At 42.1% G+C, this 5511-nt stretch carries 3 protein-coding genes; 2 read left to right on the plus strand and 1 reads right to left on the minus strand.

What is annotated here, in order from left to right; genetic code table 11:
• On the minus strand, positions 1–3601 hold a 3601-nt coding region (locus tag F6K38_RS34250), incomplete at its 3' end, for a filamentous hemagglutinin N-terminal domain-containing protein (protein ID WP_287359555.1).
• A 587-nt stretch (positions 3602–4188) separates the two neighbouring features.
• Between F6K38_RS34250 and F6K38_RS34255 the strand changes: the two genes are divergently transcribed.
• Both F6K38_RS34255 and F6K38_RS34260 read left to right on the plus strand, forming a co-directional pair.
• Complete coding sequence (locus tag F6K38_RS34255; RefSeq protein WP_287255796.1) at positions 4189–4956, plus strand: sulfotransferase; 768 nt, start codon at positions 4189–4191, stop codon at positions 4954–4956.
• Between the two features lie 143 nt (positions 4957–5099).
• The coding region (locus F6K38_RS34260) for a sulfotransferase (protein WP_287359557.1) at positions 5100–5511 on the plus strand (412 nt) is incomplete at its 3' end.

The raw sequence follows: 5511 nt of genomic DNA on the forward strand, positions 1-5511 counted from the left end.
CTTCACCCGTCAAGCTCAGAGCTGCTATTTCACTACTATTATTCCCAAAAACTAAGGATCGGTCTGGATTTCCATCTGGGCCGATAAACGCACTTCTATCTTCGATTACGTTCATATTGAATAAGCCCTGGAGGGTGATGTTGATGTTTCCACCATCCCCATCCTGAGCATTGGCAAATATATCGCTACCTTTGTCTTGATTATTTAAAGGCAGCGCTACTAATACTCCACCTTCAATAGTAATATTTCCACCATCAACATCATCCCCTGTAGCATCAGCCAATATTAAACTGTTGTTATCAAGTATGATCACTCCTGGCACATCGATATCAATAGTTGCTGCTTCTTCATTGTTGGTGGGATTCTTTCCAGTAGCAGCTACAAGTTGGCCGTTGTCTAGGGTGAGAGAATCAGTCTCAATGGTCAGTTTGCCAGCTACTCCTCGATCACTCTCAGGCAAACCAGTCTCGGGAAAACCATCCTGATCTAATGGCACAGCGCTTACTGATATTCGTGCTCCATCTTCGACAGTTAGATTATCGGTTTCTACTGTCAAGTCTCCAGCATTGCTACCTCTGGTGGCTCCAACCGAAATCCTACTCTGGGGGATATCATCTTGGATAACAAGCACATCATTGGAAGCCTGGATTTTGATATCGCGTTTTTGTCGTTCTATTTTTTCTATGTCTCCTTCTATTTCTTCTATTTTTTCTTGTATTTCTTCTATTTCTGCTTCTGTTAGTTTATCCTTTGGGTTTTCCAGTTTATCCAGCTGCTCAAGCAGTTTATCATTTTCTTCTTTCAGATCCTTATTTTTATCATCGATATCTTCCTTTTGTTCTTCCAATCTATCCTTGATACTATCAACAGTTGGTGAGAAGTTTGGATCACTACCACTAACAATAACTTGCTCTGAAGCATTAATCGTAATCTTGCCAGCATTGCCAGCCTCACCACTATTATTATCACCATCTAAAGGCTTAGTCTCAATTTTTCCCTCTTCAGTGACACCTACTACCTCGAATAGACCACTATTCGTGGCAGTAGAAAGAATTTCTCCCCCTTCGGTGACCTCTACTTCCTTAGCATTGATTGTGATTTCACCACCTTCAAATTCACCGATGCTACGAGCGCTTATGATTGCGTCATTTGATACGGTTAATTTACCGGTCGTGATCTCAATCGTTCCTCCCTTAGGCTTATTTTCTCCAGCACCCTGGGCACCTAGTTGACTTTCAGTGAATATGCCACTGTTTTTTTTAACCCCAGAAATTTCCACAAAATCAGTGGCATTGATTGTAATATCACCTGCTGGGATTCTACCCCCAGTGGAAGCTCGTAATCTCCCTCCATCTTGGAGGGATAGAGAGCGAGCTGTAATTTCAATGTTAGCCAAGTCTTCTCGGTTTTCCTCCAGGCTTGGGTCTCCCGTGTCAACGTTAACCTGTGTTTGAATGTCACTGTTGATAATCTCAATCCCATCCTTAACCGTTATTGTGATCTTTCCCGGGTTTCCACCCTTCAGACTCTCAGTCTCAGCAGTGATAAAGCTTCTATTGCTCAAGGAAAGCGAACCAGCTTTAATGATTATATTGTTACCACTGCCTATATCACTCTCGGCAGCACCTTTTGCTTCAATTTTGGCTCGATCTTTCATGATGAAGTCTCCCTCCACTATGATTGTGAGGCTGCCCGCATTTCCAGCTCCATCTGTAGAAGTAGTTATACCACTGGAGCCTCCTCTATTTGGTCCAATCATCGTCAGGGAACCGACACGGATTTCGATTGGAGCAGCATTACCCTTGTCATTAGTTTTAGTGGTAATTTGAATCTGACCTCTTCTGGAGCCATCATCCTGCCGAGAATCCATCAACAGCTCAGCAGCAATGATTTCAATTTTGCCGCTATTTCCGTCAGCTCTTCCCACTCTATTCTCAATTTTGCTACTCTCTGTTATCGCAACTCTTCCCCCAGCATGGATGATGGTTTGTCCCCCATTTCCTGTGGCTTCTTTACTTATTCCTCCTCTCGTCCAAGCCTGAATTCTGCTGTTATCCTTCAAGGTGACATCCCCATTGGGAGCGTTGATTTCGATAGTTCCACCCTGACCTGAACTGGTGGTCTTTGTCTTAATCGTACCCTTATTGGTCAGCAGTACATCCCCACTCACATTGATCTCAATATCCCCACCTTTACCAGCTTTCTTTTCAGTTTTGGTAAAAATTCCTTCTTCTGTTTCCTTCCTTGGCTTTGGTTCACGCTTAGAGGTCACCAAGACCGAGCCAGCGTTAATAGTGATTTTTCCTCCGTTTCCCGCTTGTTCGGTAGTTTTGGTCAAGATGCCCTGGTCTTCAGCATCGTTCTGATGATTGTCTTGATTGGCAAAAGTCGAAACCTCAAGCCGGTCAGCAGTGATAGTAATCTCTCCGCCATCACTGCCAACTGCTGCTGTTTTGGTGAAGATGCCCTGGTCTTCTTCTACGCTTGACTGCTTTTTTGTTTCTTTAGACGTCGATACAGAGATTAAGCCAGAGGTGATGGTAATTTTTCCGCCTGCTCCACCGTTTTCCTCAGTTATGGTAAAAATCCCCTGGTATGGTTTATTTTCTCCGTCATTGTTAGTAGTTACCATAACTGAGGAATCAGCAGTGATAATAATCTCACCACCTTTCTTACCATTACCTTGAGTTATGGTAAAAATTCCCCGGTCTTTCTTAGAGGTTTCTACTTCCAAAGAGTCAGCAATAATCCTAATTTCGCCACCATCAACATTACCATCTTCTGGCACCAAGGTTTCTATAGCGCTATTATTAACTACAACATTCCCTTTCTTGACGCCATTGGGAAAATCTAAACCCAGCTTGTTACCATCTCTAGTTAATGCGACTTGTCCTGGTGCGCCCAATCCCGCTAACAAAATATTCCCACCTTGATTGGTGGATATCTTACTATCTTCGATAACATTAATATCACCACCGAGCAACAACAGGTTATCAACCGCCAGCTTCTCTAACTTAGCTTGACTGGTAATATTACCGGGAATTTGATTAAAGAAAAACACATTAGGATTAACGGTTAGCAATGGCGAAGGCGGCTCTGGATTAGAAGCACTAAACGCTCCTTGATTGCCAAACCCAATCCCATCAGCAGTAGTGCCCACAAAGGAACCCGATACATCTAGCTTGGCATTCTCCCCAAACAAAATCCCCTTGGGATTAATCAAGAACAAATTTGCTCCACCATTGACACCCAAGGTTCCTAAAATATTGGAGGGATTCGCACCAGTTACCCGAGACAGAATATTTTCAATCCCAGCTGGATTAGCAAAATAAACCCTTTGTCCGTCTCCCACATTAAACTCTAGGAAACTGTGGAACAAATTGATATCTCGGATTGCTCCCCCTTTAATTAGATCAACAATTTTCCCATTTACCTCACCAGAGCCCAGGTCTAGCAAAGACCTTTCCCCCTGGGGCAAAGTGGCATCAGGAGTAATCTGAGCATTAGCTTGGTTTACTGAAAATGCGTACGCTCCACTAATGGCTAAGCATAGGGCTAAACCAAACTGACTGTTATAGCGTTTCAAGACATCTAATGCCATGGGATTGCTTCTGCTCCTGATCTATCTTTGGGAGGGTTAGTTTACTTAAGCTATCAGCTTTCAGCTTTCAGCTTGCGCATCGGCGCAGGTTAGGTGGGGTTTATTTTAAGCTGACAGCTAACGGCTGACGGCTGACAATTTATTTTTGATTAATAGTGGTTTGATGCCGTTATTGTGACAAGAACTACTATTATTACTCATGGAAATAATAACATAAATTATTATTATACCTATTCTGGCTAGCCATTGATGTAAATTTTTGTTAAATCAAGTTAGCCAGAGCTATAGAGATGGGTATCTAAGGGATAAGCAAGGGATATAGGGAGCCGAAATCAATTGTGATAATTTTTGTTCCCTCCCGATTCCCGATTCCCGATTCCCGATTCCCGATTCCCTTTGGTATACAGAGTCTGATCAAGTAATAAAATGTAAATAAACTTAAAAACTATTTATTCGAAGCTCTGGCTAAAAACTTGATATAAAATAAAAAATATGTTATTCAAAGAATCCAATGGGGTGTGTAATCCTGGTATGTTCTATAGCCAGGAAGATTGGGAAAGAAGCTTGACTAGATATCGTGAGTATATATGTTTAACTGTTTGGTAATAGGTTCCGGGCGCAGTGGCACTAGCATGGTAGCCGGTACACTCAGTGGTGCTGGGTATTTCATGGGAGACAGAATGATGTCATCTACAAGCATCAATAAAAAGGGCTACTTTGAGTCCAAGAATGTTGAGGCGATTAACGAAGATATATTAAGCAAAGTTGTCCCACCTCGACCAAGGGGAATGTTGGGAAATTTGTTTAAGGACCGACCGACTAGATACCAACGCTGGCTAGCTAGGGTGCCTGTAGGCAAAAGGATTGATTGTCCTGAGGAGATAGCCTCTAGAATAGAAACCTTAACTGAGCGACAGCCTTTTTGCTTCAAAGACCCTAGATTTTGTTACACATTGCCAGCTTGGAAACCGTTTCTCAAGGATACCGTATTTCTGTGCGTATTTCGGCACCCCGCAGCGACGGCATCAAGCATTATGAAGGTGCATAGTAAGCATAAATACTTATATAGTCTTTCTATGAATTTTGAGCGAGCGGTAGAAATCTGGACACTTATGTATCAACATATTATTCAAACTCACTCCAAGGAAGGCAAATGGTTATTTGTACACTACGACCAAGTGTTGTCAGATCAAGGACTTGACCGCATTGAAGAATTTATTGATGGCACAGTAGACCGTAGTTTTCCTGACAAAGCTTTAGCTAGTGTTGAGGCAAATCAGCCAATATCTTCCAAAGCTCGTGAAATTTATTCAGAGTTGTGTAGCCGAGCTAACTATCAAGAGGCTCAGTTATAGCGTTTATCATAGCTATGAGGTACAAATTATTTTTTGCCTCTTCCCTGCTCCCTGCTCCCTGCTCCCTGCTCCCTGCTCCCTAAAACCCAGAGATTTGTACCTCATGGGGATAATACTTGCTATAACTAGATAGACTCATGACAATGCCCAACTTTTTAATCCTAGGTGCAGCTAAGGCTGGAACCACCTCAATTTATCGATATCTAAAGCAACATCCGCAAATCTACATGAGTCCTGCCAAGGAACCTAAGTTTTTTGCTTTTGAAGGAGAAAATTTAGATTTTCGTGGGTTAGGAGATGAAAAAGAAGCTAATTACATTGTAACTAATATTGAGGACTATCGTGCCCTATATAAGAAGGTAACTAATCAAATAGCTATTGGTGAAGCATCTACAATTTATCTCTACATTGCGAAATCTGTTGAACGCATAAAGTACTATATTCCTAAGGCTAAATTGATTGCCATTCTTCGAGATCCAGCAGAAAGAGCCTATTCCAACTATTTACATTTAATCAAGCAAGAGCGCGAACCATTGGATTTTGCTGAGGCTCTTG

This window comes from Moorena sp. SIO3B2 (genome assembly GCF_010692525.1).
GTDB lineage: Bacteria > Cyanobacteriota > Cyanobacteriia > Cyanobacteriales > Coleofasciculaceae > Moorena > Moorena producens.

Excerpts from the sequence above, each read along its gene's own strand:
- F6K38_RS34255 (WP_287255796.1), top strand. The coding sequence starts at position 4,189 with ATGTTTAACTGTTTGGTAATAGGTTCCGGGCGCAGTGGCACTAGCATG.